Source organism: Ramlibacter henchirensis (genome assembly GCF_004682015.1).
In the GTDB taxonomy this organism is placed as follows: Bacteria; Pseudomonadota; Gammaproteobacteria; order Burkholderiales; family Burkholderiaceae_C; genus Ramlibacter; species Ramlibacter henchirensis.
In genome coordinates, this window is the sequence record NZ_SMLM01000001.1 from 1,979,161 (window position 1) to 2,002,839 (window position 23,679).

At 70.3% G+C, this 23,679-nt stretch carries 23 protein-coding genes and 1 pseudogene; 13 read left to right on the forward strand and 11 right to left on the reverse strand.

The window, feature by feature from the left end; genetic code table 11:
• Window positions 1-12: 12 nt before the first annotated feature.
• Both EZ313_RS09725 and EZ313_RS09730 read left to right on the forward strand, forming a co-directional pair.
• Window positions 13-921, forward strand: a complete 909-nt coding sequence (locus EZ313_RS09725; RefSeq protein ID WP_135262963.1) for a phosphoribosylaminoimidazolesuccinocarboxamide synthase — start codon at window positions 13-15, stop codon at window positions 919-921.
• 59 nt (window positions 922-980) lie between these two features.
• Window positions 981-1,232, forward strand: a complete 252-nt coding sequence (locus EZ313_RS09730; RefSeq protein WP_135262964.1) for a CopG family ribbon-helix-helix protein — start codon at window positions 981-983, stop codon at window positions 1,230-1,232.
• A 62-nt stretch (window positions 1,233-1,294) separates the two neighbouring features.
• On the opposite strand, the gene trxA is transcribed toward EZ313_RS09730, so the two are convergent.
• Complete coding sequence (gene trxA / locus EZ313_RS09735; RefSeq protein WP_135262965.1) at window positions 1,295-2,191, reverse strand: thioredoxin; 897 nt, start codon at window positions 2,189-2,191, stop codon at window positions 1,295-1,297.
• A 46-nt stretch (window positions 2,192-2,237) separates the two neighbouring features.
• On the opposite strand from trxA, the gene purE reads away from it, so the two are divergent.
• Genes purE through EZ313_RS09755 form a run of 4 tightly spaced genes read left to right on the forward strand, consistent with a single transcriptional unit; the run spans window position 2,238 to window position 5,887 of the window.
• Window positions 2,238-2,732 carry a 5-(carboxyamino)imidazole ribonucleotide mutase gene (gene purE / locus EZ313_RS09740; RefSeq protein ID WP_135262966.1) on the forward strand — a complete coding sequence of 165 codons (495 nt, stop codon included), beginning with the start codon at window positions 2,238-2,240 and terminating at the stop codon, window positions 2,730-2,732.
• Complete coding sequence (locus tag EZ313_RS09745) at window positions 2,729-3,898, forward strand: 5-(carboxyamino)imidazole ribonucleotide synthase (protein ID WP_135262967.1); 1,170 nt, start codon at window positions 2,729-2,731, stop codon at window positions 3,896-3,898. The genes purE and EZ313_RS09745 overlap by 4 nt, the downstream gene beginning before the upstream one ends.
• A 4-nt stretch (window positions 3,899-3,902) precedes the next feature.
• On the forward strand, window positions 3,903-4,898 hold the full coding sequence (locus tag EZ313_RS09750) for an L-threonylcarbamoyladenylate synthase (RefSeq protein WP_135262968.1): 996 nt from the start codon (window positions 3,903-3,905) through the stop codon (window positions 4,896-4,898).
• A 41-nt stretch (window positions 4,899-4,939) separates the two neighbouring features.
• Complete coding sequence (locus tag EZ313_RS09755; protein ID WP_135262969.1) at window positions 4,940-5,887, forward strand: SGNH/GDSL hydrolase family protein; 948 nt, start codon at window positions 4,940-4,942, stop codon at window positions 5,885-5,887.
• On the opposite strand, the gene EZ313_RS09760 is transcribed toward EZ313_RS09755, so the two are convergent.
• Together EZ313_RS09760 and dacB are read right to left on the reverse strand one after the other, a co-directional pair.
• Window positions 5,854-6,159 (reverse strand): SemiSWEET family sugar transporter, encoded by a 306-nt coding sequence (locus EZ313_RS09760; RefSeq protein WP_135262970.1) that lies wholly within the window; start codon window positions 6,157-6,159, stop codon window positions 5,854-5,856. The genes EZ313_RS09755 and EZ313_RS09760 overlap by 34 nt on opposite strands.
• Complete coding sequence (gene dacB / locus EZ313_RS09765) at window positions 6,159-7,541, reverse strand: D-alanyl-D-alanine carboxypeptidase/D-alanyl-D-alanine endopeptidase (protein WP_135262971.1); 1,383 nt, start codon at window positions 7,539-7,541, stop codon at window positions 6,159-6,161. The genes EZ313_RS09760 and dacB overlap by 1 nt, the downstream gene beginning before the upstream one ends.
• 62 nt (window positions 7,542-7,603) lie before the next feature.
• Between dacB and tsaB the strand changes: the two genes are divergently transcribed.
• Genes tsaB through EZ313_RS09780 form a run of 3 tightly spaced genes read left to right on the forward strand, consistent with a single transcriptional unit; the run spans window position 7,604 to window position 9,560 of the window.
• On the forward strand, window positions 7,604-8,314 hold the full coding sequence (tsaB, locus tag EZ313_RS09770) for a tRNA (adenosine(37)-N6)-threonylcarbamoyltransferase complex dimerization subunit type 1 TsaB (protein ID WP_135262972.1): 711 nt from the start codon (window positions 7,604-7,606) through the stop codon (window positions 8,312-8,314).
• On the forward strand, window positions 8,311-8,778 hold the full coding sequence (rimI, locus tag EZ313_RS09775; protein WP_135262973.1) for a ribosomal protein S18-alanine N-acetyltransferase: 468 nt from the start codon (window positions 8,311-8,313) through the stop codon (window positions 8,776-8,778). The genes tsaB and rimI overlap by 4 nt, the downstream gene beginning before the upstream one ends.
• Window positions 8,779-8,780: 2 nt before the next feature.
• The gene (locus EZ313_RS09780; protein ID WP_240788631.1) at window positions 8,781-9,560 is read left to right on the forward strand and encodes a uracil-DNA glycosylase; all 780 of its coding nucleotides are present in this window, start codon (window positions 8,781-8,783) and stop codon (window positions 9,558-9,560) included.
• Window positions 9,561-9,564: 4 nt separating this feature from the next.
• On the opposite strand, the gene EZ313_RS09785 is transcribed toward EZ313_RS09780, so the two are convergent.
• Window positions 9,565-10,515 (reverse strand): GlcNAc-transferase family protein, encoded by a 951-nt coding sequence (locus EZ313_RS09785; RefSeq protein ID WP_135262974.1) that lies wholly within the window; start codon window positions 10,513-10,515, stop codon window positions 9,565-9,567.
• Between the two features lie 237 nt (window positions 10,516-10,752).
• Between EZ313_RS09785 and EZ313_RS09790 the strand changes: the two genes are divergently transcribed.
• Window positions 10,753-14,127 (forward strand): two-partner secretion domain-containing protein, encoded by a 3,375-nt coding sequence (locus EZ313_RS09790; RefSeq protein WP_420849305.1) that lies wholly within the window; start codon window positions 10,753-10,755, stop codon window positions 14,125-14,127.
• 10 nt (window positions 14,128-14,137) lie between these two features.
• On the opposite strand, the gene EZ313_RS09795 is transcribed toward EZ313_RS09790, so the two are convergent.
• The 3 genes and pseudogenes from EZ313_RS09795 to purU form a co-directional block, all read right to left on the reverse strand.
• Window positions 14,138-15,631: an FAD-linked oxidase C-terminal domain-containing protein gene (locus EZ313_RS09795; RefSeq protein ID WP_135262976.1), complete on the reverse strand. Its 1,494-nt coding sequence runs from the start codon at window positions 15,629-15,631 to the stop codon at window positions 14,138-14,140.
• A gap of 45 nt (window positions 15,632-15,676) precedes the next feature.
• A pseudogene (locus tag EZ313_RS09800) lies at window positions 15,677-16,542 on the reverse strand (LysR substrate-binding domain-containing protein).
• 20 nt (window positions 16,543-16,562) lie between these two features.
• The gene (gene purU / locus EZ313_RS09805) at window positions 16,563-17,411 is read right to left on the reverse strand and encodes a formyltetrahydrofolate deformylase (RefSeq protein WP_135262977.1); all 849 of its coding nucleotides are present in this window, start codon (window positions 17,409-17,411) and stop codon (window positions 16,563-16,565) included.
• A 92-nt stretch (window positions 17,412-17,503) separates the two neighbouring features.
• Here purU and EZ313_RS09810 point away from each other — a divergent pair, with 92 nt between their 5' ends.
• Both EZ313_RS09810 and aptA read left to right on the forward strand, forming a co-directional pair.
• A complete protein-coding gene (locus tag EZ313_RS09810) occupies window positions 17,504-18,202 on the forward strand; it encodes a DUF4197 domain-containing protein (RefSeq protein WP_135262978.1) in 699 nt (232 codons plus the stop codon).
• Window positions 18,203-18,282: 80 nt separating this feature from the next.
• A complete protein-coding gene (gene aptA / locus EZ313_RS09815) occupies window positions 18,283-19,617 on the forward strand; it encodes an omega-aminotransferase AptA (protein ID WP_135262979.1) in 1,335 nt (444 codons plus the stop codon).
• A 25-nt stretch (window positions 19,618-19,642) separates the two neighbouring features.
• Here the strand turns inward: aptA and EZ313_RS09820 are convergent, their stop codons facing one another.
• Window positions 19,643-20,401 (reverse strand): ChaN family lipoprotein, encoded by a 759-nt coding sequence (locus EZ313_RS09820; protein WP_135262980.1) that lies wholly within the window; start codon window positions 20,399-20,401, stop codon window positions 19,643-19,645.
• Window positions 20,402-20,451: 50 nt separating this feature from the next.
• On the opposite strand from EZ313_RS09820, the gene EZ313_RS09825 reads away from it, so the two are divergent.
• Window positions 20,452-21,507: an AbrB family transcriptional regulator gene (locus EZ313_RS09825; RefSeq protein WP_135262981.1), complete on the forward strand. Its 1,056-nt coding sequence runs from the start codon at window positions 20,452-20,454 to the stop codon at window positions 21,505-21,507.
• Window positions 21,508-21,553: 46 nt separating this feature from the next.
• Here the strand turns inward: EZ313_RS09825 and EZ313_RS09830 are convergent, their stop codons facing one another.
• The 3 genes from EZ313_RS09830 to EZ313_RS09840 all read right to left on the reverse strand — a co-directional run bounded on the left by EZ313_RS09830 (window position 21,554) and on the right by EZ313_RS09840 (window position 23,667).
• Entirely contained in the window at window positions 21,554-21,826 is a 273-nt protein-coding gene (locus EZ313_RS09830; RefSeq protein WP_135262982.1) for a BTH_I0359 family protein, read from the reverse strand.
• A gap of 101 nt (window positions 21,827-21,927) precedes the next feature.
• Window positions 21,928-22,575 (reverse strand): DUF3108 domain-containing protein, encoded by a 648-nt coding sequence (locus EZ313_RS09835; RefSeq protein ID WP_167772555.1) that lies wholly within the window; start codon window positions 22,573-22,575, stop codon window positions 21,928-21,930.
• Window positions 22,576-22,890: 315 nt separating this feature from the next.
• Window positions 22,891-23,667 (reverse strand): IclR family transcriptional regulator, encoded by a 777-nt coding sequence (locus tag EZ313_RS09840; RefSeq protein WP_135262984.1) that lies wholly within the window; start codon window positions 23,665-23,667, stop codon window positions 22,891-22,893.
• Between the last annotated feature and the right edge of the window lie 12 nt (window positions 23,668-23,679).

Genomic DNA, 23,679 nt, shown 5'->3' on the forward strand with positions numbered 1-23,679 from the left:
TCCGGACCCGCCATGACGAACGCCCTGCATACCTCCTCGCTGACTTCGCTGCCGCTGCTGGCCCGCGGCAAGGTGCGCGACAACTACGCGGTGGGCAACGACCGCATCCTGATGGTGGCCAGCGACCGGATCTCGGCGTTCGACGTCATCATGGGCGAGCCCATCCCGGGCAAGGGCGAGCTGCTGACGCACATGGCGCTGTTCTGGTTCGGCCGCCTCGCGCACCTGTGCCCCAACCACCTCACCGGGGAGCTGCCGGAAAGCGTGGTGTCGTCGGCCGAAGTGCAGCAGGTGGTCGGGCGATCGATGCTGGTCAAGCGCCTCAAGCCGATACCGGTGGAAGCCGTCGTGCGCGGCTACTTGGCGGGCAGCGGCTGGAAGGAGTACCAACAGACCCAGGCCGTGTGTGGCGTCCCGCTGCCCAAGGGCTTGACCAACGCGAGCCGGCTGCCGCAGCCGATCTACACGCCGGCTGCCAAGGCCGAGGCGGGCGAGCACGACGAGAACATCACCTACGAGCGCACGGTCGAGATCGCCGGGGCCGACATCGCGGCCCGCATACGCGACGTGAGCATCGCGCTTTACAAGGAAGCCGCGAAGATCGCGCTGGCCAAGGGCCTGATCATCGCGGACACCAAGTTCGAATTCGGCCTGGACGAGAACGGCGACGTCGTGCTGATGGACGAAGTGCTCACGCCCGACTCGTCGCGCTACTGGCCCGTCGAAGGCTACGAAGACGCGCAGCGCGAGGGCCGCAACCCGCCGAGCTTCGACAAGCAGTTCCTGCGCGACTGGCTGGAGCAGGTGCGCATCCACGGCAAGCCCTGGGACAAGACCCCTCCCGCGCCCCGGCTGCCGCAGGAAGTGGTGGAGAAGACCGCGGCGAAGTACCGCGAGGCGCTGGAGCGGCTGACGGCCTGATCCGGCCACATGCCCTCAACGGAAGGCTTGTGCTACATCTGTGCGTCACGGAGCTTTCCATGAGCACAGCCAAGATCTGGATCGACGATGACTTGCGCGAGCGCATCGCGCGTGTTGCAGCGGCCAACGAGCAGACGCCGCACAGCTTCATGGTGCGCGCGCTGGCGGAAAAGGTCGACGAAGCCGAGTGGACGCTCGCGCTGCGGGATGAAGCCCGGCAGCGCCGAGTCGTCGTGGGTGACCCGACCGTCGAGTGGCACGACATGCGCGACTGGCTCAACCAGCGCTTGAAGGAAGGGCCGCAGAAATAGCGCGCCAAGCGCACACGTCGCTCGGCCGACGCGGCGCCGGTCGCAGCCGCTCTCTCAGCGCTTCAGCTGAGCACCACGCTCGACAACCGCCGCCGGTACGTCGCCACCGTCGGATCGTCCGGCGGGATCTGGCCTTCGGCCACCTTGGGCTTGGGCGGCTCGATGACATCGAGGATGCCGATGTAGGTCTTGCGCGCGGCGTCCTCGTTCCAGGCCTTGTCGCGCATCAGGATCTCCAGCAGTTCGTCCATGGCGTCGGTCCAGCGGCGCTGCGCGGCCAGCAGGCGCGCGCGGGCGAAACGCGCTTCGAAGTCGCGCTTGTTGGCCGCGATTCGTGCGTCCTGCGCGGCGACGGCCATCGCAGCGTCGCCCTGCGTGGACGCGAACTCCATCGCATCGATCACGCGCTGCAGCGATTCGAACCGGCGCACGCCCGCCGCCTTGGGCGCCAGCGGCCCGAACGCGGACTTGGCTTCCGGCAGACGGGCGATCAGGAGCAACGCCTTGACGTACTCGAAGCGAGCCTCGTCGTCCGCCGGGTTGGTGGCGACGGCTTGCTGCAGCTTCTCCAGCTGGCCTTGTGCGTCGGGCGGCGCTTCTTCCTCGATCGCTTCCTCCTCCTGCATTTCATCCTCGGGCGGCAGGTGCTTGTCGAGGAACTGGCGCAGCTGGCCCTCGGGCAACGCGCCCATGAAGCCGTCGACCGGCTGCCCGTTCATCAGCAGGACGCAGGTGGGGATGCTGCGGATGCCGAAGGCCGCGGCCAGCTGCTGCTCCTCGTCGGAGTTGATCTTCACCAGCTTGAATCGGCCCTCGTAGGCGGTCTCGAGCTTCTCGAGGAGGGGGCCGATCACCTTGCACGGGCCGCACCAGGGCGCCCAGAAGTCCACCAGCACGGGCTGGGTCATGGAAGCGGCGATCACTTCGGATTCGAAGTTCTCTAGGGTGACGTCGATCATGGGCAGGGACTCGCAAACCTTAAAATTCGACCTTTAGGAGCAGCTCATGCCCCCGGTCCAGGTCGGCGTGGTGATGGGGTCCAGCAGCGACTGGGACACCCTGCAGCACGCAGTGCAGATTCTCCAGGAATTCGGAATCGCCCATGAGGCGAAGGTCGTCTCCGCGCACCGCATGCCCGACGACATGTTCGCGTACGCGCAGCAGGCGGCCGGGCGTGGGCTCAGGGCGATCATCGCCGGTGCGGGCGGCGCCGCGCACCTGCCGGGCATGCTCGCGTCCAAGACGACCGTGCCCGTGCTGGGCGTGCCGGTCCCCAGCCGCCACCTCCAGGGTGTCGATTCGCTGCACAGCATCGTGCAGATGCCCAAGGGAATCCCGGTCGCCACTTTCGCCATCGGCTCCGCGGGCGCCGCGAACGCGGCGCTGTTCGCGGTGGCCATGCTGGCCGCTTCGGATGAGCGGCTGCGCACGCAGCTGGAGACTTTCCGTACCCGCCAGACCGAAGCGGCCCGCGCGATGGCGCTTCCGCCTGCCGCATGACGAGCAAGCCATCGGGTCCCCTGCTGCCGGGCGCGACGCTGGGTGTGATGGGCGGCGGCCAGCTCGGCCGCATGTTCGTGCACGCCGCCCAGCAGCTGGGCTACCGCACTGCCGTGCTCGATGCGGATGAGGACAGCCCCGCCGGTACGGTGAGCCATCTCCACGTGCGCACCGGCTACCTCGACGAGGCCGGGCTCGCGCAGCTGGCGTCGGTTTCGCAGGCGATCACCACCGAATTCGAGAACGTGCCGGCGGCGGCGCTCACCCGGCTCGCGCAGCAGCGCCCGGTCGCGCCCGGGGCAGATGCCGTCGCGATCGCGCAGGACCGCGCGCAGGAAAAGGCGCACTTCACGCGCTGCGGCGTGCCTTGCGCGCCGCACGCCGTCATCGAGAAACCCGAACAACTGCAGGCGGTCAGCGACGACTTCCTGCCCGGAGTGCTGAAGACCTCGCGCCTCGGATACGACGGCAAGGGCCAGGTGCGGGTGGCGGACCGCGCCGCGCTCGCGCGCGCATGGGAAGAGCTCAGGCGCGTGCCCTGCGTGCTGGAGAAACTCCTGCCGCTCGCGGCCGAATGCTCGGTCGTGGTCGCGCGCGGCGCCGACGGCGCGATGGTCCATCTGCCGGTGCAGCGCAACCTGCACCGCAACGGGATCCTGGCGGTCACGGAAGTCGGCCCCGGCGTGCTGCCGGACGCGACTGCGCGACAGGCCATCGAGGCCACGCGGGCCATCGCCGAAGGTGTCTCGTACGTCGGCGTCCTGTGCGTCGAGTTCTTCCTGCTGCAGGATGGCTCGCTCGTCGTCAACGAGATGGCGCCGCGGCCGCACAACAGCGGCCACTGGAGCCTCGATGGCGCCGACGTCTCGCAGTTCGAGCTGCAGGTGCGCGCGATGGCCGGCCTGCCGCTCACGCAGCCGCGGCAGCACAGCGCCGCCGTCATGCTCAACCTGCTGGGCGACCTGTGGTTCACCGGCGGACGCGAGCAGCCGCCCGCATGGGACCGAGTGCTGGAGCTTCCCGGCGCGCACCTGCACCTGTACGGCAAGGCGCAGGCGCGCGCCGGCCGGAAGATGGGGCACCTGACCTTCACCGCGGCGGACCTGGCCAGCGCACGCGACACGGCGCTGCGTGCCTGCGGCCTGCTCGGCCTCGAGCCGTTCTGAAGCCATGATCCGCGACCCGGGCGATCCCGCCGCGTTGCACGAGGCGGTGCAAACCTTGCAGGGCGGCGGCCTCGTCGCATTCCCGACGGAGACGGTCTACGGCCTGGGGGCAGACGCCGGCAACGACGACGCGGTCGCCGGCATCTTCGCCGCCAAGGGCCGACCCGCCGACCATCCGCTCATCGTGCACGTGCCCGAGCTCTCCGCGGCGACGCACTTCGCAAGCGAGATGCCGGACTACGCCCGCCGCCTCGCACAGGCCTTCTGGCCCGGGCCGCTGACGTTGATCCTGCCCCGCCGCGAAGGAGTGGCGGGCGCCGCGGCGGCCGGCCAGGGGTCGATCGGCGTGCGCTGTCCCGCGCATCCGGTGGCGCAGTCACTGCTGAAGGCTTGCGCGCACGCGTCGCCGCCGGTCCTCGGCCTGGCCGGTCCCAGCGCCAACAAGTTCGGCCGCGTGAGTCCCACGACGGCGGCACACGTTCAATCCGAATTCGGCGACGCGCTGCTGGTGCTCGACGGCGGGCCGTGCGACGTGGGAATCGAATCGACGATCGTCGATTGCACCCGCGGCCGCCCGGTGCTGCTGCGCCCGGGCGTGTTGACCGCGGAGCAGGTCGAGTCGGCCGGCGGCGAGCGGCTGGCGTTGCCGCAGGAAGTGGAGCAGGCGGCGCCGCGCGCTTCCGGCACGCTGGAATCGCACTACGCGCCGCGAGCGAAAGTTCGGCTGATGGATGCGAAGGCGTTGCAGGCCGCGCTGGACGTGCTCGGCGAGCAGGCGGTCGGCATCGCCACCTGGTCGCGCGTCATCCTGCAGACCCGCTCGTCGCGCGTGCTGCGGCGACGCATGCCGGACGATGCGCGAGAGGCGGCGCGGCTGCTGTTCGCGGTGCTGCGCGAGTTCGACGACCAGGGCGTGAAGTTGATCTGGGTCGAAACGCCCCCCGACGGCATCGAGTGGGACGGCGTGCGCGACCGCCTGCAGCGCGCGGCCGCCGCATGAGCGCTCGCTAAACTACCCCAAGCTTTCCGACGGAGATCCCCATGCCTTTCCCGCTGCGCCGTGCGCTGCTCACGGCCGCCTGTGCCTTGCCCATCGTGCTCGCCGCCTGCGGCGGCGGCGACATCGTGTCGGAGTTCCAGCCGACCCGGGTGGTGGCGTTCGGCGACGCGTTCGCTGACGCCGGCCAGCGCGGCGTGCGCTACACGATCAACGACGCCGGCGCGACGAACTGGACGCAGCAACTGGCCGGCCGCTATGGGCTCACGCTGGCGCCGAGCAACGGCGGAGGCACTTCCTTCGCGACGGGCAGCGCGCGCATATCGGTGCGGCCGGACGCAGGCGGTGACGCAGCCACTCCCAGCATCACCGAGCAGATCGGCACCTTCCTCGCGGCCGGCGCCCCCGGCTCCGGTGACCTGGTGGTCCTGGCGGGCGGCGTGGCGGACATCCTGGTGCAGATGGCGGCCTTGAACGCTGGATCGCAGTCGCAGGCCCAGGCCATCGAGGCCGTGAGGCAGGCGGGCCGCGAGCTCGGCGCGCAGGCGCGCCGGCTGGTCGATGCGGGCGCCGACCGCCTGATCGTCGTCGGCCCCTACAACCTGGGCCGCTCGCCCTGGGCCAAGGGCAGGGGCCAGGAAGGCTTCGTGGAGTCGCTCACCACCGAGTTCAACAACGCGCTGAAGATCTCGATCGCCAACCTGGGCGCCAACGTGCTCTACGTCGACGCGGCGCTCCACTTCAACCTGGTGACCGCCGCGCCAGCCGGCTTCGGCTTCACCGACGTGACCACCGTGGCCTGCAACTCGGTCGACGCCGGCGCGGGCATCGGCATCGGTGCCGGCCAGGTCAACTCCGCCCTCTGCACGGGTGGCACGCTGGCGACGGGCGCTCCCGGCACGACGCTGTTCGCGGACCCGGTGTACTTCACGCCCGCGGGCAACGTGTCCTTCGGCAACTACGCCTTCGACCGCGCGCGCGAGCGCTGGTGATCCGCGGCGCCGGCTGAGCCGTAACGCAGCTTCATCGCCAGGATCGCCAGCGCCAGGGCCAGCGTGACGCCGTTGGCGATCACCAGCGGCCAGGCGCGCAGCAGCAGCCCGTACGCGAGCCACAGCGCCACGCCGGTCGCGAACACGCTGTACATCCCCAGCGAGATGCCGCGCACGTCGCGGCTGCGGAACGTCAGCCACGCCTGCGGCACGAAGCTGCAGGTGGTCAGGAAGGCCGCCAGGTAGCCGACCCATTCGATCCAGCCCGGCATCACCGCTCCTGTCCCGTCCAGGCCAGCAGCGTCTCGATCACCGGCCGCAGCTGGTGCGCGTTCGGATGGTTGGCGATGGCCACCACCACGTAGCGGCGGCCGCTCGCGGCGTGCACGTAGCCCGCCACGCCGAAAACGTCGCGCAGGCTGCCGGTCTTCAGGTGCGCCGCGGCCGTGGCCCGCGCGCGCCGCATGGTGCCGTCGACGCCCGCGGCGGGCAGCGAAGCGACCAGCTCCGGCATCAGCGGCGAAGCCCACGCGTACTGCAGCAGGCGCGCGAGCTGCGCCGCCGTCGCGCGCTCGTCGCGCGAGAGGCCGGAACCGTTGTCGAAGACGGGCGTGTCCGCCCCGATGCGCTCGCGCCACCAGCCTCGCAGCAACTCGCGCGAGGATTCGCGGTTGCCTTGCCCGCGCAGCTGCAGGCTCAGCGTCAGGAAGACCTGCTGCGCCATCACGTTGTTGCTGAACTTGTTGATGTCGCGCACCACCTCCGCGAGCGGCGGCGACACATGCTCGAACACCGGCACCAGGCCGACCGGCACGCGGCCCTCGCGCACCTGGCCCTCCAGCGTGCCGCCCACTTCCTGCCACAGACCGGCGACGGCGCGTGCCGCATGGCTGGCTGGATCGGCGAAGGCCACGGCCCAGCTGCGCTCGCCGCAGGCGGCCGGGTAGCTGCCGTTCCAGCGCGGCCGCAGCGGATCGCTGAAGTCGGGGCGCAGCGTGCTGCGCCAGTCGCCGCATTCGCCGGTGGACAGCGGCAGTTGCGCCGGCCACTGCACGCCGGCCAGCGGCGGATCGGCGGCCACGCGCGCCTGTCCCAGCGCGATCTGCGGCGTGAAGTTCAGGACCACCGAGCGGAAGTTCAGCAGCAGGGCGTCGGGGGCCGCGTTGTAAGGCCGCAGCGGTTCGCCGTCGAAGGCGGAGGGGTCGGTCGGAAGCGGCTCGAAGGCGGTGCGGTCCAGGAGGATGTCGCCCGCGATGCGGTCGATGCCGAGGGCGCGCAGCCGCCGCAAGAGCAGCCACAGCCGCTCCAGCACCAGCTTGGGATCGCCCTGTCCCTTGATGTAGACGTTGCCTTGCAGCGTGCGGTCGACCACCGGGCCGTCCACGAACACCGGGGTCGCCCAGGTGAAGGCGGGGCCGAGCATTTCGAGCGCCGCGAAGGTGGTGGCGAGCTTGGCGATCGAAGCCGGATTCACCGGCTCCTGCGCGCGGTGGCTGAGGCGGGGCGGCGCCGCGGGATTCACGTCCGTGACCAGCAGCGTCACCGAATCGCGCGGAACCTTGGCACGCGCCAGTGCGATGTCGATCTCGGGCGGCAGCGACTGCGCCAGGGCGCCGCCGCACACGAAGGCGGCCAGGAGCAGCAGGAAACGCATCGGTGGATTATCCCGGGCTCGATAATCCGGGGCTTTCCCCAGCGCCCGCGCTTTTTCCTCCCTTGAACCTGCTCGCGTTCGACACCAGCACCGAAGCCCTGAGCATCGCCGTCGCCCACGGCGATGCGCCCGTGCTCGAGTACCTGGGCCGGGGCGGCGCCAACGCCTCGGCCGCGCTGATCCCGCAGGCCATGACCCTGCTCGGACGCGCCGGCCTCACGCTGCGCGAACTCGACGCGGTGGTGTTCGGTTGCGGGCCGGGGTCTTTCACCGGGCTGCGCACGGCGTGTTCGGTGGCACAGGGCCTGGCGCTCGGCGCGGGCGTGCCGGTGCTGCCGGTCGAGACCCTCATGGCCGTCGCCGAAGATGCGCGGCGCCTCATGGGCGCGACCGATGTGCTGGCCTTGCTCGATGCGCGCATGGATGAGGTGTACGCGGCCCGTTACCGCCACGACGGCCGGCTCTGGCGGCGCGACGGCGACATCGCGCTCACCGCGCCGCAGGCGCTGCAGCTGCCGCCGGACTCCCTCCTGGCGGGCAACGTCTTCGCGGCATACGGCAGCCGCATCCCGATGGAGGGCCGCCAGGCCGTGGTCACGACGCCGCTCGCGGCGGCTCTGCTGAGGCTCGCGCCGGGCCTGCTGGCGGACGGCGAGGGGCGCCCCGCCGAGCAGGCCCTGCCGCTCTATGTGCGTGACAAGGTGGCGCAGACCACGGCAGAACGCGAGGCGGTCCGCGCGGCGGCGGCTGCGCAGGCCAGAATGTCGCCATGAGCGCCGTCCTGGACACCCGCGAAGCGGCTTTCGAGCCCATGACCGAGGCGCGGCTCGGCCAGGTGCTGCCGATCGAGCGCAGCGCCTACGAGCATCCCTGGACCTCTGGCAACTTCGCCGACTCGCTGCGCGCGGGCTATGAAGCGCAGCTGCTGTGCGCGGGCGACGAGGTGCTGGGCTACTTCGTGGCGATGAAGGGCGTCGACGAGGTCCACCTGCTCAACCTGACCGTCGCGCCGCACTTGCAGGGGCAGGGCTGGGGCCGGTTGATGCTGGATGCGCTGGCCATCTGGTCGCGCGGCCAGGGAGCGCAGTGGCTCTGGCTCGAAGTGCGCGTGGGCAACGTGCGGGCGCAGAAGGTTTATGAGCGCAGCGGCTTCCGGCGCGTGGGCCAGCGCAAGGCGTACTACCCGTCCTCTGCAGGACGGCGCGAAGACGCCATCGTGATGAGTCTCAAGCTGTGACGCTGCAACTGGACGAGCGCCGCATCGCGATGCTGCGGGAGATGGGCCTGCGGTTGCTCCCGCCCGTGTCGGTGGCCGAGGCGACGGGGCGTGAAACCGAAGCTGCCGTCGAAATGCGTGTGGCGACTCTGCCTGATACGCGCGCACCGCAGGCGCTCGCACCGGCAGCTTCGCCCGTCGCCGCGCCGCGTGTCCTGGGCGACCGCCCCGCCGGCATCGAATCGCTGGACTGGGAAGACCTGGCGCAAGCGGTCGCCGGTTGCCGCGCCTGCGGCCTGTGCGAGTCGCGCCGCAACACCGTGTTCGGCGTCGGCCCCGCGCGCGCCGACTGGATGGTGATCGGAGAAGCGCCGGGTGAGAATGAGGATCTGCAGGGCGAGCCCTTTGTCGGCCAGGCCGGCAAGCTGCTGGACAACATGCTGCGCGCGGCGGGGCTGGACCGCCGCCGCAACGTCTACATCGCCAACGTGCTCAAGTGCCGCCCGCCGGGCAACCGCAATCCGGAGCCGCAGGAGGTGGCGCAATGCGAGCCCTTCCTGCGCCGGCAGGTCGCTCTGGTGCAGCCGCGCGTGATCCTCGCCATGGGCCGGTTCGCCATCCAGACGCTGCTGCAGTCGCAGGAGCCCGTGGGCCGGCTGCGCGGACGCGTTCATCGCTACGAAGGCGTGCCGGTGGTGGTCACCTACCACCCGGCCTACCTGCTGCGCAACCTGCAGGACAAGGCCAAGGCCTGGGCCGACCTGTGCCTGGCCATGGACCTGATGGAAGGCGTGGACGCCTGAACTGCTAAGCCACGAGCGGCCGGTAGGCCTGCGGCCCCAGCGTGCGGTTCGCGTAGTCGATCCCGCACCAGTCGGCGTACTGCGCCAGCGTGCGCTCGCGGCCCAGCCCGTACACGCCCAGCGGCTGGCCGGCCAGCAGCGCGCCCAGCCGCGCGCGCGAGCGCTGCTCCAGCTCCCACCAGCTTTGCGTGCGGCCGGCTTCATGCGCCGCATCCCAGTGCAGCGGGCGCGCCGGCACGCCGGCGCTGCCGTCGTTGTAGAGGTGGTAGACCGGCAGGCCGGGCATGTGGAAGATGTCCCAGCCGTGCGTGTACAGGCGCGCGGCCAGCGCCTGCTCCTCGCCGTGGAAGTACATCGCCGGGTCGTACGGGAACTCCAGCGCGAAGCGGCCCGGCGCGAAGAGGCAGCCCGCGCCGAGGTGAAAGCCTGGGACGGGCTCGTCCGTCTCCACGGGCTGTGCCTCGAACGACAGCACCAGGTGGTCGGCCTCGAAGTTGACCCCCGGCTTCACGACATGCGCCAGAACCTTGTTCGTGGTCGGGCGCGCGACCGGGCGGCCGTTCTCGAAGGCGAAAGCATTGGGATATGCGGACAGCACCACGCCCTTGCGTCCCGGCGCGAGCGCGCGCGCCTGATCGATCAGCCGCTCGTCCCAGCCGGGCTCGAAGTCCATGTGCGAGTCCAGCTGCAGGTACCAGTCCTCGCCGTCGTAGAGCGCCATCGCCAGCGTCCGTGCCCAGCAGGGCCCGCGGGCGAACACCGGATCGATTCGCTGGTAGCTCACGCGGGCAGGCGTCAGCGCGGCCGTGATCGAAGAGACGGCGGGCCCCTGCGGGCTCTGGTCGACGATGGCGAAATGCAGGTCCTGCGGCCGGCGCGCCTTCTCGTGTGCCCGCCCGAGCGTGAACCCGAGGACCGGGTCGCAGTAGGCGGCGATGCTGACGAAGACGGACATGCGGGGCTGCGCGACGCGGCGCCGTGACTTTTGCCGCAGGGTTGCCGGATTTCGGAAGCTCGGCTCTCAAGTATGTCAAGGACTGCCGTTGTCCTGTCTCGTAACAATATGATACTTTCAATGTCAACTTTGACAGGTGGCACGGCCATGACGACACGCCAGATCCCCTCCCGGCTCCTTGCCCAGGCAGCCGCGCCCGCTCCGGCCGCGGCTGGCCATCGCCCGCTGCTGCTGGCCATGGCGTTAGCCGCCGGATTCGCCGCCTCGCCGCCCGCACGGGCGCAGCCGACGGGTGCCCAAGCCATCCATGGCAGCGCCGCGCTCAAGCCGCAGGGCTCCAGCCTGGTCGTCACCACGACCAATGGCGCGGGCACGCGGCACTCGGCGATCAATTGGCAGAGCTTCAGCATCCCGGGCGGCTCGACGACGCACTTCGCCCAGCCGGATGCGGCCAGTACTTCGATCAACCGCGTGATCGGCGCGAACCCGAGCGCGATCTTCGGCACGCTGTCGTCCAACGGCCGGCTGGTGCTGGTGAACCCCGCCGGCATCACGGTCGGCGCCGGCGCGGTGGTGGACACGGCGGGATTCACCGCCTCCACGCTGCGCATGAGCGATGCCGACGCGATCGCCGGCCTGCTGCGCTTCGGTGACGGCAGCGTGGCCGGCGCCCTGCGCGTCGATGGCCAGATCCTGGCCCGCGTCGGCGACGTGGTGCTGATCGGCACCGACGTCCAGGCTGGTTCGCAAGCCGTGATCCAGAGCCCGCAGGGCGCCACCGTGCTGGCCGCGGGACAGAAGGTCGAAGTCACGGGGCGCGGCTTGGAGGGCATCCGCCTGGAAGTGCAGGCGCCGGCCGACCAGGCGGTGAACCTGGGCACGCTGCAGGGCGACGCGGTCGGCATCTTCGCCGGCACGCTGCGGCACAGCGGGCTGGTGAACGCCAGCGCGGCCACGGTGCAGGGCGGCAAGGTGGTACTGCGGGCCGGGGGCGATGCGCTGGTGGACGGCGCCATCGTTGCGAAGGCCGGCGACCAGGGCGGCAGCATCGACGTCTTCGGCCAGCGGGTGGGTCTGCTCGCCGGCGCGAACCTCGACGCGAGCGGCCAGTCCGGCGGAGGCCAGGTGCGCGTCGGCGGCGATTACCAGGGCCAGAACGCCGGCGTGCCGAACGCGGCGCGCACGTACGTCGATGCGGCCGCATCGATCAAGGCGGATGCCGTGCAGCAGGGCGACGGCGGCCGCGTGATCGTCTGGTCGGACGAAGTGACCCGCATGCACGGGCAGATCTCCGCGCGCGGCGGTGCGCAGGGCGGCGACGGCGGCTTCGCGGAAGTCTCCGGCAAGCAGTACCTGGACTACACCGGCTTGGTGGACCTGCGCGCGCCGCAGGGCGCGACGGGCACGCTGCTGCTGGATCCGCAGGACGTGACCATCGTGCGTCGCGATCCGAACTTGCTGCTCGACCTGCTCAACGTTGTCACCGGAACCGTCGGCGGCCTTCTCTTCGAACCGGGTTCCGGCCCCGCCCAGATCGCGGATTCGCATATCAATGCGCAGCTCGCGACCGCCAACGTGATCGTGAAGACCGATTCCGCCGCCGCCGCGAGCGGCATCGGCGGCCAGATCACGGTCGACGCGGCCGCCATCGTGCAGTGGAGCAACGGCAACGATCTGGCGCTCGAAGCCGACAAGGGTATCGACATCCTGGGCACGATCCAGGGATCGGGAACCGGCGCGGGCCTGCACCTGAACGCCAAAAACGGCAGCATTCGGGATGGCGGCACCGGCACCATCATCATGCCGGAGGTCTACGCTTCCGCGACCAACGGTTCCGTGGTGCTCACCTCGACCAACCATGCAGTGGGAACCGTCGCGGGCCAGGCCACCGGCACCGGCGCAAGCTTCTCGGTCAACAGCAACCAGGATCTCGCCGTCGGGACCGTGAACACCGCTTGGGGCGGCGGCACGGGCATCAGCGCCGCGACGGTGCAGGTGTCCTCCGCCAATGATCTGAGTCTTGGCGCGGCCATCACCGCTTCGGCGGGCGGCAGTGTCACGGCCAAGGCCGGCCGGTACCTCTCGCTCGATGCCGCGATCAACTCGCAAGGCGGCCAAGTCGCGCTGGAGAGCGGCACGATCGATTCGGAAGGCGCCATCTACATCAACTCCACCGGCACCATCGGCAGCGGCGGCGGGCTGGTGAAGCTGCAGTCGCTGAAATCCGATGTGGGCGGCAGCAGCCTGCTGGTGCAGGGCGTGGTGGACGCAGGCGCGGGCGGGATCGAAGTCCGCGCCCAGAGCCTCGACGTGATCGGCTCCGGCGTGTTGAAACGCACCGGCCCCGGCGACATCAACGTCGTCGTGGACGGCCTCAATCTCGCCAACTCCGCGGGCACGTCGCTCCAATCGACCGGCGGGCGGGTCGTCGTGAACCCGATGACGCCGAATGCTTCGGGCATCGCGCTGGTGGGCATCGGTGGCACGGCGCCGACCGGGAGCTTCGGCCTCGGCGCTGCGGCGCTGGGCCAGATCGAGGCGAAGACGCTGGTGGTGGGCAACGGCGCCTCGCCGAACGCGATCACCCTGAGCGGCGACATCGCGTTCAACCCGCTCAAGGTGCAGGAGCTGAGCCTGATCACGTCATCGTCGATCACGCAGAGCACGGGCACGCTGACGGTGGACGGCGTGAACCTGGATGCGAATTCCGTGACGGTTTCCGGAGCCAATGCGGTCAACCGCGTTTCCGGCCGCTACGACACGGCGTTCACGTTCAACAGCGGCAGCGCGCTGGCCATCGACACCGTCGACGGCATCGCCGGCGTGCAGCTGCGGTCCGGCAAGGTCGCGCCGGCGTCGCCGCCGTCGGCGACGATCACGAGCGGGGGCAAGCTGACGGTCAACCAGGTGATCACCGGCGATGTCGTCCAACTGAGCGCCATGGGCCCGAGCCCCGCCGGCGGCGTGGACCTGATCGCCAACGTGATCGCCGGCAACCTGGTCTCGCTGACCAGCGGCAGCAGCGTCGTGGTCCAGTCCACCTCACTCGTGAGCGCGCCCACGATCCAGTTCAACGCGCCGCAGACGGACGTGTACGGCAAGGTCAAGCCGGGCGGACTCGGCGCCATCGGCATGGCCCGGGCTTCGGGCAACCTCAGCTTCCGGGGCACCGGCACGGCGGAACTCGAGGTGGCTTCGCTCACCTCGTTCGACCAGATCGTCGCGGGCGGGGTGGTCAGCACGGACCCGACCACCGGCCTCAAGGTGCTCGATCTCACCGGCGGCAAGCTGTCCGGCACCTTCCAGCCGGTGTCCGCCTCGGGTTCTTCGCCCACGTACGCGCTGCCGGCCCTCTGGACCGTGTCCTCGTCGAATCCGTTCGCGGTCGTCGCCGGGCTGCCGCCTGCTCCGCTGCCTCCAGCGCCGGCTCCTGCCCCGGCCCCCGTCGTTGCGCCGGCGCCGGTGCCGGCTACCGACGGCACGACGCAGCAGACCGCCGGCGAGGTGGTCGCGTTCGCGGAGCAGTTCACCGAGCAGCGCAAGGAAGGGGAAGAGCGCGCCGGCAAGGACGACATCGTCCTCACCGAAACGTCCTGCAAGCCGCGCGGCTGATCGCTTCGGACTAGAAGCGCGGCAAGTCGGGGTGGGCCAGGCGGCCGCCCCGCACCAGCACCTTGCCGTACTCGGCGCAGCGCGTCAGCGTCGGGATCACCTTGCCGGGATTGAGCAGGCCGCGCGCATCGAACGCGCGCTTGACGCCGAACATCTGCTCGCGCTCCTCGGGGCTGAACTGCACGCACATGGAGTTGAGCTTCTCCACGCCCACGCCGTGCTCCCCGGTGACCGTGCCGCCCATGGCAACGCTGGTCTCCAGGATGTCGGCGCCGAACAGCTCGCAGCGGTGCAGCTGGTCCGCATCGTTGGCATCGAACAGGATCAGCGGGTGCAGGTTGCCGTCGCCCGCGTGGAACACGTTGGCGCAGCGCAGCCCGTACTTCTTCTCCATGGCCTGGATCGCCAGCAGGATGTCCGCCAGCCGTTTGCGCGGGATGGTCGAGTCCATGCACATGTAGTCGGGGCTGATGCGGCCGGAGGCGGGGAAGGCGTTCTTGCGCCCGCTCCAGAAACGCAGCCGCTCGGCTTCGTCGCGGCTGACCGCGATGGCGGTGGCGCCCGCGGCGCGCAGCACTTCGCTCATGCGGCCGATCTCCTCTTCCACTTCCTCCGGCGTTCCGTCGCTCTCGCACAGCAGGATGGCCTCGGCGGAGAGGTCGTAGCCGGCGTGGACGAAGTCCTCCACCGCGGCGGTCATCGGCTTGTCCATCATCTCCAGGCCGGCCGGGATGATGCCGGCCGCGATGACGGCCGCCACTGCGTCGCCCGCTTTGCGGATGTCGTCGAAGCTGGCCATGATGCAGCGCGCCAGCAGCGGCTTGGGCACCAGCTTCACCGTGACCTCGGTGGTGACGGCCAGCATGCCTTCGCTGCCCACGATCACGCTGAGCAGGTCGTAGCCCGCGGTGTCCAGAGCCTCGCTGCCGAACACCACCGGCTCGCCGTCCGCGGTGAAGCCACGCACCTGCAGCACGTTGTGCAGCGTCAGGCCGTACTTGAGGCAGTGCACGCCGCCCGAGTTCTCCGCCACGTTGCCGCCGATGGTGCAGGCGATCTGGCTGGAAGGATCGGGTGCGTAGTACAGGCCGAACGAGCCCGCCGCTTCGCTGATGGCCAGGTTGCGCACGCCGCACTGCACGCGCGCCGTGCGGCTGACGGGATCGACCGCGAGGATGCGGTTGAACTTGGCGAGCGAGAGCGTGACGCCCACCTTGTTCGGCATCGCCCCGCCCGAGAGCCCGGTGCCCGCCCCGCGCGCCACCACCGGCACGCCCAGGCGGTGGCACACGCGCAGCACGCCTTGCACCTGCTCTTCGGTCTCGGGCAGCGCCACGGCGAGCGGGCGCTCCCGGTAGGCGGTGAGACCGTCGCATTCATAGGGCCGCGTCTCCTCGGCATGCCAGAGCAGCGCGTGCTGCGGCAGCACGGCGCGCAGCGCCGGCAGCAGCTGCTCGAGCAGCGCGGCCTGTGAAGCGATTTCGGGGGCGAGCGGCGCGTTCATGGCCCGATTGTGCGACGGCGCGCCGCGCAGCCGCTTCGGCGCGGGTCAGCGCAGGCTGGCCTTGAGCCAGTCGGCGAACGCGGCGCACTCCCAGCGGTCCATCGTGCCGGTGCGCCAGCAGAGATAGTGGGCGTGCGGGCTGGGCACGTTGCGGTCGTACAGGCGCACCAGTGCGCCGGTTTCCAGCCAAGGCTGGCCGAGCTTCAGCCGCACGAGGGCGATGCCCAGCCCCTGCGCCGCGGCGTCGCACATCAGGCCGATGTCGTTGAAGGAAGACCCTTCGGCGGTTCCACGGCATCGAGCCCGTGGGCCAGGAACCAGGTTCGCCAGGGTTCGAGCGGGCTCTTGATCAGCTTGGCCGCGCGCAGCTCCTGCATCGTGTCGAACGGGCCATGCTCGCGCAGGAACAGGGGCGAAGCCAGCGGCGTGACCTCGTCGGTCAGCAGGCAGACGTGCTCGACGTCCGCGTAGCGGCCGGTGCCGAAGCGGATCATCAGGTCGGCGTCCTCCGCGACGTCCAGCAGCGGGATCGAGACCTGCAGCGTGAGGTCGATCTCCGGATACGTCTCGATGAAGCCGCGCAGCCGCGGCATCAGGATCGAGCGGGAGAAGGTGGGCGTGACGGAAACGCGCAGCTTGCGATCGCCTTGTGCGGCGTCGCGGCCGGGAAAGCGCTCCAGACTTGCGAGTCCCTCCCGCACATGGCCCAGGTATTCGGTGCCCTCGGTGGTGAGCGAAAAGTCGGTGCGGCCGAACAGCTTGGTGCCCAGCATCTCTTCCAGCTGGCGCACGCGGTGGCTGACCGCGCTGGGCGTGACGAACAGTTCGTCGGCCGCCAGCGTCACGGACCGCAGCCGCGCCAGCGCCTCGAAGGTGAGCAGGCACTGGACCGGCGGAATCCGATGGGACAGGTTGGGCCTCTTGCCCCGGCTCAGCGGAAGATGACGGTCTTGTGTCCGTTGAGCAGGACGCGGTGTTCGCCGTGCCATTTCACCGCGCGGGCCAGGACCTGGCTCTCGGTGTCGCGGCCGACCGCGGTGAGGTCTTCGACGGTGTGTGCATGATCAACACGCGCCACATCCTGTTCGATGATCGGTCCTTCATCCAGATCGGCAGTCACGTAATGCGCGGTCGCACCGATGAGCTTCACGCCGCGGTCGTGCGCCTGGTAGTACGGCTTGGCGCCCTTGAAGCTCGGCAGGAAGCTGTGGTGGATGTTGATGGCGCGGCCCGCCAGCCTGGAGCACAGCTCGTTGGAGAGGATTTGCATGTAGCGGGCCAGCACCACGAGTTCGGCGCGCTCGCTCTCGATGATCTCGAACAGGCGCGACTCGGCCTGCGGCTTGGTGGCGGAGCTCACCGGGACGTGGTGGAACGGCACGTTGTAGCTGGCGGCCAGCTGGTAGAAGTCCCGGTGGTTGGAGATGATGGCCGCGATCTCCACCGGCAGCAGGCCGCTGCGCCAGCGGAACAGCAGGTCGTTCAGGCAATGGCCTTCCTTGCTGACCAGGATCACGGTGCGCATCGGCTGGCGCGTGGCGTGCAGCTTCCAGGCCATGCGGAAAGGCTCGCCGAAGAAGCGCAGCTGCGCCTGCAGGTCTTCGAAGGTGAGCTGGTCGCAGGCGAACTGCACCCGCATGAAGAACAGCCCGGTGTCCGGGTCGTTGTACTGCGCCGCCTCCTCGATGTTGCCGCCGCGCTCGAACAGGAATCCGGAGACGGCGTGCACGATGCCCGGGCGGTCGGGGCAGGAGAGCGTGAGGATGTAGGCGTGCTTCATGGGAGCGGCGATTGTCGCAAACACATCCGGCGCATTGCCCCGTTCACCGCGGCGGGGCATCATCGGGTTCCCGTTGTTCCGTTCCGTCCCCCATGTACCGACGCGGTTTTTCCCTCGCCCTTCTTTCCACTCCGGTCGCGTTGATGCTGGCCCGGCCCGCACAGGCCGGCGGCCTGGCCTCCTTGTCGGATGCCGAGGCCAACCGCGGCCTGAAGACGGCCCTGGAGCAGGGCGCGCTGACCGCGGTGCGCCTGCTCGGCGTGCGGGACGGCTTCCTCGCCAATCCCAAGGTGCGCATCCCGCTGCCCAGCGCGTTGCAGGACGCGTCGCGCCTGCTGCGGGCCATGGGCCAGGGGCGCCAGATCGACGAACTGGAAGTGACGATCAACCGGGCGGCCGAGAACGCGGTGCCGCTGGCGAAGAACCTGCTGGTGAATGCCGTCCGCACCATGTCCGTCGCGGACGCCAAGAACATCCTGACCGGGGGCGACACGTCGGTGACGATGTTCTTCGAGGACAGGACCCGCAACCCGCTGTCGGGCCAGTTCCTGCCCGTGGTGAAGCAGGCGACTTCCAAGGTCGGCCTCGCGGCCAAGTACGACCGTCTGGCCGGCAAGGCCGCCGGCTTCGGGCTGCTGAAGGCCGAAGACGCGAGCATCGACCAGTACGTGACGCGCAAGGCGCTCGATGGCCTCTACCTCGTGATCGGGGAAGAGGAGAAGAAGCTGCGCCAGGACCCGCTCGGCGCCGGCAGTGCCATCCTGCGCAAGGTGTTCGGCGCGCTGAAGTAGGCCCGCCCGGGCCGGTGCCCGCCGTCGCGCTCGCATTCAGCGCAAAATCAGCTTTCGACACCCGAAGGAGAGCCCGCCCCATGGCCTACAACGACTTCAACATGGACAACCAGTGGCTGCCGTTCACGCCGAACCGCAGCTTCCGCAAGGACCCCCGCGTGTTCGTCGGCGCCGACGGCATGCACTTCACCACGCACGACGGACGCAAGGTCATCGACGGCATCTCCAGCCTGTGGTGCGTGGGCGCCGGCCACAACCGCAAGCCCATCAACGAGGCGATCAAGCAGCAGCTGGACACGCTGGACTACGCCACCGCGTTCCAGGCCTCGAACGACAAGGCCTTCAAGGCCGCCGAAATGATCGCGGCGATGGCGCCGGGCGACCTCAACAAGGTGCTGTTCTGCAACTCCGGTTCGGAGGCGGCCGACACGTCGATGAAGGTGGCGCTGGCCTACCACCGCGCGCGCGGCGAGGGTCACCGCAACGTGTTCATCGGCCGCGAGCGCGGCTACCACGGCGTGGGCTTCGGCGGCATGAGCGTGGGCGGCATCCCGGCCAACCGCAAGGTGTTCGGCACCTCGCTGCTGCCGCGGGTGGACCACATGCGGTTCATCCACGACCCGGTGAACAACGCCTGGATCCATAACCAGGAACCGGAGTGGAAGGAAGACCCGCTGCTGGAGCTGGAGCAGCGCATCCTGCCGCTGCACGACCCGAGCAACGTGGCGGCCATCATCGTGGAGCCGGTGGCCGGTTCGGCCGGCTGGTACCTGCCGCCCAAGGGCTACCTGAAGCGCCTGCGCGAGATCTGCGACAAGCACGGCATCCTGCTGATCTTCGACGAGGTCATCACCGGCTTCGGCCGCATGGGCACGAACTTCGGGGCCGACTTCTACGGCGTGGTGCCCGACATGCTGAACTTCGCCAAGTGCGTCACCAACGGCGTGATCCCGCTGGGCGGCGTGATCTGCCGCGACAGGATCTACGACGCGATGATGAAGACCGACGCGCCCGAGCACGTCGTCGAGTTCTTCCACGGCTACACCTATTCGGGCCACCCGGTGGCCTGCGCGGCGGCGATCGCGACGCTCGAGCTGTTCCAGCAGGAGAACCTGTTCGCGCGCGCCGGCGAGATGGGCAAGGTGCTGGGCGACGCCTTCCATTCCACCTTCAAGGGCCTGCCGAACGTGATCGGCATCCGCAGCCTGGGCCTGGCCGCCGCGGTGGAGCTGGCGCCCATCGCCGGTTCGCCGGGCAAGCGTGCGTACGACATCTTCATCGACTGCTTCCACAAGGGCGCGCTGGTGCGGCCGGCCGGCGACGTGCTGGTGATCGCACCGCCCTACATCGTGGAGAAGTCGCACATCGACCAGCTGGTGAACACGCTGGCCGACTCGGTCAAGCGCCACGCCTGATCGGGTGGGCTTGCGCGCGGGCGCCTCAGCGGCGCTGCATGCGCTCGCGCAGCTCCGCGCAGTAGTCCGGCGCGGACGCACCGGCCGGCCCGCTGGGCGGCAGCACCAGCGGTTTGACGGCCAGAGCGGGCGGCAGGTGCCGCGGCACGCCGAGATCGGGTGACACATGGCCGGCCCCGGCGACCAACAGCACCGAGCGGCCGGGCACCGCGGCCCGCACCAGCGTCTGCGCCATCGCGCGGTCGCGCGCGATCTGCACCCGCGTCATCGGCGCGAGTTGCTGCTGCGGCAGCAGGTCGCAGTGCCCGGTGCGGATCGCTTCGCGCTGCGCGGCCAGCGTCGTCGCGTCCAGGGTGTCGTCGAGCGAGGCATCGCCCATGGCCTCGCGCATGCGATCGCGCGGCAGGTTGGCGCCGAGCACCGGAACGCCGGCGGTCACCGCTGCCATCACCGCAGGACCGTAAGCACGCCAGGGCCAGGCGTCCTCGTTCCAGTTCAGCGCCGCGCGGACTTCGCCTTCCTCGGCGTTGCGCGGAAGGCCGGCGGTGCTTCGGCCCTGTTCGGCCATCTCGATCGCGAGCGCGGCCAGGCGACCGCGCGCAGCGAGCGACTGCACGATGTCCCGGTGGTGGCGCTGATGCCCCGCGTCATCGTGGCGTTCGCCCAGCAGCACCACGTCGGCTCCCGACAGCGCGTCGGCGGCCGGCGCCCCCGACGCGCAACCTGACAGGTTGACAACGGCGGCCAGCGCGGCGAGCGCCGCGGCGGTGAGGGCGGTGCGCATCGGGCGATACTAAGCTGCGGCCGCGCTTCGCGGGCCCGCATTCCCCACCGATGGATGCCCGACTTTTCATGCGCGCCGCAGCGACGCTGGCCGCCGCGCTGGCCGCCGCGCTGCTGTGCGTCTGGCTGAAGACGCCGCTGCCCTGGATGCTGGGGCCGCTGATCGCCACCTCGGCGCTCTCGCTCATGGGCGCGCCCACGCAGAGCTGGACACCCGCGCGCAACGCAGCCCAGTGGGCGATCGGCGCCGCGCTGGGCCTGTACTTCACGCCGCAAGTCACGGCGCTGGTCCTGCAGCTGTGGTGGGCGATCCTGCTGGCGATCGTGTGGGCGCTGCTGCTGGGCTGGGGTTTCGGCCACTGGCTGCAGCGCGTCGTGCGCGACCGGATGCCGGGCAGCGCCTCCGAGCGGCGCGCGACCAGCTACTTCGCCGGCGCGATCGGCGGCGCTTCGGAGATGACGCTGCTGGCCGAGCGCGCCGGCGCCCGCACCGACCTGGTCGCGGCGGCGCACAGCCTGCGGCTGCTGCTGGTCACGGTGATCCTGCCGGTGGCGTTCACCTGGACCGGGCTGCACGGCACCGATCCCAGCCTGCCCGGCGCGCGGGACGTGCGCCTGCCGGGGCTGGCCGTGCTCCTGCTCGCCACCGCGGCGGGAGCCTGGCTGCTCTCGCGCACACGCCGCGCCAATCCCTGGTTCCTGGGCGCGCTGGCGGTGGCGATGGGCCTGACCATGGCCGGCCTCGAACTCTCGGCCATGCCGCAGGCCCTGACCAACGCGGCCCAGCTCATCATCGGCGTGAGCCTGGGCGTGCGCTTTCGCGCCGAGTTCCTGCACACCGCGCCGCGCTGGCTGGCGGCGGTCGCGGTCGGAACGCTGGGGATGATCGCGTTGTGCGTGGGTTTCGCGGCCCTGCTGGCCTGGGCCACGGGACTGAGCGCCGCGACCCTGGTGCTGGGAACGTCGCCGGGCGGAATCGCGGAGATGGCCATCACGGCCAAGGTGCTCCAGCTGGGGGTGCCGGTGGTGACCGCCTTCCAGGTCTGCCGGCTGGTGGCGGTGCTGATGCTGGTGGAGCCGCTCCACCGATGGGGTTGGCTGCGCTGAAGGCGGCCGCAAAAAAAAAGGCCGGCTGGGCCGGCCCGCTGTCGGGTCAGTGCATCACCAGGGGGTTCTGCGCCAGTTCGGCGTAGCCGTCCAGCGTTTCCTCGACTTCTTCCTGCGTCGGGGTGTTCAGCTGCCAGGCGTTGATCTGGCGCTGGAATGCCTCGGCCCAGGAGCCGTCCAGGTAGACCTCCTTGTTGGTGCGCTTGTCGACGATCTCGAAGCCATGGCGCACGATGCGGGGCGGCGGATCGCCTTCGGCGGGCTCGTTCGCCTGCATGTGCACGACGACGAACGAGTCGGAGTCATAGAGCATTTGCATGGTTGGATCCTTTGGCACCAGATGGCAGCGTCCTGAGCTGTTTCAAGGCGACCCGTACGCGTCCGCGGTTTGCATGGCCTCCAGAGTAGGCACTGGCTGGCTCAGCCTTTGTCGGTGCCGGACCACTGCATGTCGAGCCATTCGCCATTCGGCGGTGTCAGACGCAGGCGCACGAGACCGTAATCCGCCCCGCGGACGAACCAGAGTTCGAGGCGCGGATCCCATTCGCGCTGGGGCTCCCGCGTCACCTTGAGCGCTGCCGTGACGCCGCCCGGCAGCGAGAGGTTTTCGGGACCTTCCACGGTGAACCGCCAGTCCTGCGCCTCACGCGTGGTGGCCGTCTGCACCACGAGCGTGTCGCCGGCCGACCAGCCCTGCGGCCGGGCCGGCAGCAGCGCGGCCAGTTGCAGCAGCACGCTCAGGCGGTCCTGGGCGCCCGGATGAAGCGGCGACGCGGCGGCCTGGCTGCTGAACACGACGCGGCCGCGTTCGCGGTCGAAGTGCGCGGCCTCTTCGCTGCGAAGCCGGTCGGAGAAGCGCAACGGCGCCAGGCCCTGCGGGTGAAGCGTGCCGATGCTGCGCTGGACGCGGGCGGGCAGGGGAGGCGCGTCCACGCGCAGCGAAGCTTCGTACTGCGCGCCGTCGTGCCACCAGGCGAGCTCGGCGCGCCCCGTGATCAGCATGCCGCGGTGGAGGGCGGCGACGGTGTAGTGCCAGTGAGCCATGCCGGGGATGGCGACGGGGGGCAACGGGGCGTTGCGGGCAGCGGCATCCGGAGTCGCCTGCGCTTTCGTGTCACTTCGGGGCGATGCGGCCGGCGAAAGGGCGCGAGGCCTCGTGCCTCGCTCGACCCTGGGTTTCGCAGGCGGTGCGTCAGGCGACTCCTGCGCCCGCTCCTCTGGCGCTTGCATCTCCGCCATAGCCAGCACGCGCAAGCTGACCGGCCCGGCGCGCTTCCATCCACGCGAACGTCCCGGGTCCCGCCTTCAGCAACAGCCCGTGCAGCACCAGCACCACGACAGACAGGACCAGCAGCGGCCGCGGCGGAACGCCCGGCCGCACACTCATCCGCGCCAGCCCAGGTCGCTGGACAGCTGCGCCGCCGCCTCGCGCAGCGCGCCGTGCACCGTGCCGTCCCATTCGGGATCGAACGTGCCGGTGGGACCCAGGGCGACGATGCCCAGGGCCATGTGGCCGTCGGCGTCGAACACCGGCACGCAGAAGCCCACGATGCCGGGCAGCAGCACATCGACCACCCGCGCCGCGCCGCGCGCGCGCACTTCGTCGAGCATCGCGCGAACCTGCGCCATGCTGGCGGGCACGTCGCTTCGGCCCTGCTTCTGCGCGCGCGAGAGCTCCTCCCGCAGCATGGGCAGGATCGCCTCGCGCGAGGCGTAGGCCGCGAAGCAGCGGCCGGTGGCGGAGGAGAGCAGGGGCATCACATCCCCCAAACGCAGGTTCACCGTCACGGCTGACGGCGACTCCTCCCAATGCACGATGGTCGGGCCGTGGTTGCCCCACACCGCCAGCGCCAGCGTGTGGCCGATTCGCTCCATCAGCGCCGTGACACGCACGCGCGCCAGCTTGACCGCATCCAGCCGCGAGAGGGAAGCCAGACCGAGCTTGAGCGCCGCCGGTCCGAGGTCGTAGCGCGTGGTCGCGGGGTCCTGCGCCACCAGCTGCAGGCGCTGGAAGCTCACCAGGTAGCGGTGCGCCTTGGCGGCGCTCATGCCTGCGGCCGCCGCGAGGTCGCGCAGCATCAGCGGCCCGGGCGCCTTGCCCAATGCGTCGAGCAGCGCGAACCCGACCTCCACCGACTGGATCCCGGCGCGCTCCTTCATGCGGGAAGGCGT

What these genes read in the sequence shown, in the direction of transcription:
- EZ313_RS09725 (WP_135262963.1), top strand. Translation starts at nt 13, where the DNA reads ATGACGAACGCCCTGCATACCTCCTCGCTGACTTCGCTGCCGCTGCTG.
- EZ313_RS09730 (WP_135262964.1), top strand. Translation starts at nt 981, where the DNA reads ATGAGCACAGCCAAGATCTGGATCGACGATGACTTGCGCGAGCGCATC.
- trxA (WP_135262965.1), bottom strand. Translation starts at nt 2,191, where the DNA reads ATGATCGACGTCACCCTAGAGAACTTCGAATCCGAAGTGATCGCCGCT.
- purE (WP_135262966.1), top strand. Translation starts at nt 2,238, where the DNA reads ATGCCCCCGGTCCAGGTCGGCGTGGTGATGGGGTCCAGCAGCGACTGG.
- EZ313_RS09745 (WP_135262967.1), top strand. Translation starts at nt 2,729, where the DNA reads ATGACGAGCAAGCCATCGGGTCCCCTGCTGCCGGGCGCGACGCTGGGT.
- EZ313_RS09750 (WP_135262968.1), top strand. Translation starts at nt 3,903, where the DNA reads ATGATCCGCGACCCGGGCGATCCCGCCGCGTTGCACGAGGCGGTGCAA.
- EZ313_RS09755 (WP_135262969.1), top strand. Translation starts at nt 4,940, where the DNA reads ATGCCTTTCCCGCTGCGCCGTGCGCTGCTCACGGCCGCCTGTGCCTTG.
- EZ313_RS09760 (WP_135262970.1), bottom strand. Translation starts at nt 6,159, where the DNA reads ATGCCGGGCTGGATCGAATGGGTCGGCTACCTGGCGGCCTTCCTGACC.
- dacB (WP_135262971.1), bottom strand. Translation starts at nt 7,541, where the DNA reads ATGCGTTTCCTGCTGCTCCTGGCCGCCTTCGTGTGCGGCGGCGCCCTG.
- rimI (WP_135262973.1), top strand. Translation starts at nt 8,311, where the DNA reads ATGAGCGCCGTCCTGGACACCCGCGAAGCGGCTTTCGAGCCCATGACC.
- EZ313_RS09785 (WP_135262974.1), bottom strand. Translation starts at nt 10,515, where the DNA reads ATGTCCGTCTTCGTCAGCATCGCCGCCTACTGCGACCCGGTCCTCGGG.
- EZ313_RS09790 (WP_420849305.1), top strand. Translation starts at nt 10,753, where the DNA reads ATGGCGTTAGCCGCCGGATTCGCCGCCTCGCCGCCCGCACGGGCGCAG.
- EZ313_RS09795 (WP_135262976.1), bottom strand. Translation starts at nt 15,631, where the DNA reads ATGAACGCGCCGCTCGCCCCCGAAATCGCTTCACAGGCCGCGCTGCTC.
- purU (WP_135262977.1), bottom strand. Translation starts at nt 17,411, where the DNA reads ATGAAGCACGCCTACATCCTCACGCTCTCCTGCCCCGACCGCCCGGGC.
- EZ313_RS09810 (WP_135262978.1), top strand. Translation starts at nt 17,504, where the DNA reads ATGTACCGACGCGGTTTTTCCCTCGCCCTTCTTTCCACTCCGGTCGCG.
- aptA (WP_135262979.1), top strand. Translation starts at nt 18,283, where the DNA reads ATGGCCTACAACGACTTCAACATGGACAACCAGTGGCTGCCGTTCACG.
- EZ313_RS09820 (WP_135262980.1), bottom strand. Translation starts at nt 20,401, where the DNA reads ATGCGCACCGCCCTCACCGCCGCGGCGCTCGCCGCGCTGGCCGCCGTT.
- EZ313_RS09825 (WP_135262981.1), top strand. Translation starts at nt 20,452, where the DNA reads ATGGATGCCCGACTTTTCATGCGCGCCGCAGCGACGCTGGCCGCCGCG.
- EZ313_RS09830 (WP_135262982.1), bottom strand. Translation starts at nt 21,826, where the DNA reads ATGCAAATGCTCTATGACTCCGACTCGTTCGTCGTCGTGCACATGCAG.
- EZ313_RS09840 (WP_135262984.1), bottom strand. Translation starts at nt 23,667, where the DNA reads ATGAAGGAGCGCGCCGGGATCCAGTCGGTGGAGGTCGGGTTCGCGCTG.